The sequence below is a fragment of the Rhodoplanes sp. SY1 genome, assembly GCF_046000175.1.
GTDB lineage: Bacteria > Pseudomonadota > Alphaproteobacteria > Rhizobiales > Xanthobacteraceae > Rhodoplanes.
Genome location: NZ_JBEOMB010000481.1, coordinates 1 through 739, shown reverse-complemented (window position 1 = coordinate 739; position 739 = coordinate 1). Strand labels below are relative to the sequence as shown.

The window sequence follows — 739 nt, the reverse complement described above, 5'->3', positions numbered from 1 at the left end:
GACCGAGAGGCCTTTCTGGCCGGCCGCGAGGTTGCGGCGATAGAAGGCGTTGGAATCCTCGGCGGTCGAGAAGCCGGCGTATTGCCGCACCGTCCACGGCTGCGTCACGTACATGGCCGGGTAGGGGCCGCGCAGGAAGGGCGCGGCGCCCGGATAGGTGTCGAGGAAGTCGAGCCCGGCGAGATCGGCGGCGCCGTAGGCCGGCTTCACGGCGATGCCCTCCGGCGTCACCCAGGACGATGCCTAACCCGCTGCCTGAGGCGGGGCCGCGTCCTTCCACTCCACCGCCGAAAAGTCAGGAACGCGCGTCATCGTGATGTCCTTTCAGCTCGGTCAGCCGTCGCTCGCGCACGTCGATCCACTTTTCCAGGACGACAGCATAGGGCTCGTCCGCTTCGGAGAAACCCGGGTGCGACACGAGATCGATCATTCGTCCTCTCGCCATCCTCAGGCCGAGCAGCACCAGCGCGGTGCCGACGACGAAGGCGAGAGGTCATGTCCAGTCCTCTCCCCGCAGCACCCCGTATAGAACCACACCGGCGACCGCGGCGCACATCGCGCCGTAGCATCCCCAGGCGTAATAGACGGCGTGCCCCAGGTTGGCATACTTACGGCGCAGCTCGACCAGCTCGAACTCGATGTTCGCGATCTCCATCGATCTTTGATCCATCGGGTCCGACCATGGGCGAAGCGGCTGTCATGCTCCCGTTCCGGCCAGCCGCTGCGCCTCCGTGAGCGT

Annotated in this window: 2 protein-coding genes and 1 pseudogene; all 3 read right to left on the bottom strand. The window is 66.4% G+C overall.

Annotation, left to right across the window (positions count from 1 at the left end; all coding sequences use genetic code 11):
* Positions 1–312 (bottom strand): annotated as a pseudogene (locus tag ABTU92_RS30485) (methylmalonyl-CoA mutase family protein); the annotation flags it as partial.
* Entirely contained in the window at positions 296–430 is a 135-nt protein-coding gene (locus tag ABTU92_RS30480) for a hypothetical protein (protein WP_408095265.1), read from the bottom strand. The gene ABTU92_RS30480 and the pseudogene ABTU92_RS30485, both read right to left, overlap by 17 nt.
* 63 nt (positions 431–493) lie before the next feature.
* A complete protein-coding gene (locus ABTU92_RS30475) occupies positions 494–670 on the bottom strand; it encodes a hypothetical protein (protein ID WP_408095264.1) in 177 nt (58 codons plus the stop codon).
* Positions 671–739: the final 69 nt, after the last annotated feature.

Coding starts and splice junctions, on each gene's coding strand:
- ABTU92_RS30480 (WP_408095265.1), bottom strand. CDS start 430: ATGATCGATCTCGTGTCGCACCCGGGTTTCTCCGAAGCGGACGAGCCC.
- ABTU92_RS30475 (WP_408095264.1), bottom strand. CDS start 670: ATGGATCAAAGATCGATGGAGATCGCGAACATCGAGTTCGAGCTGGTC.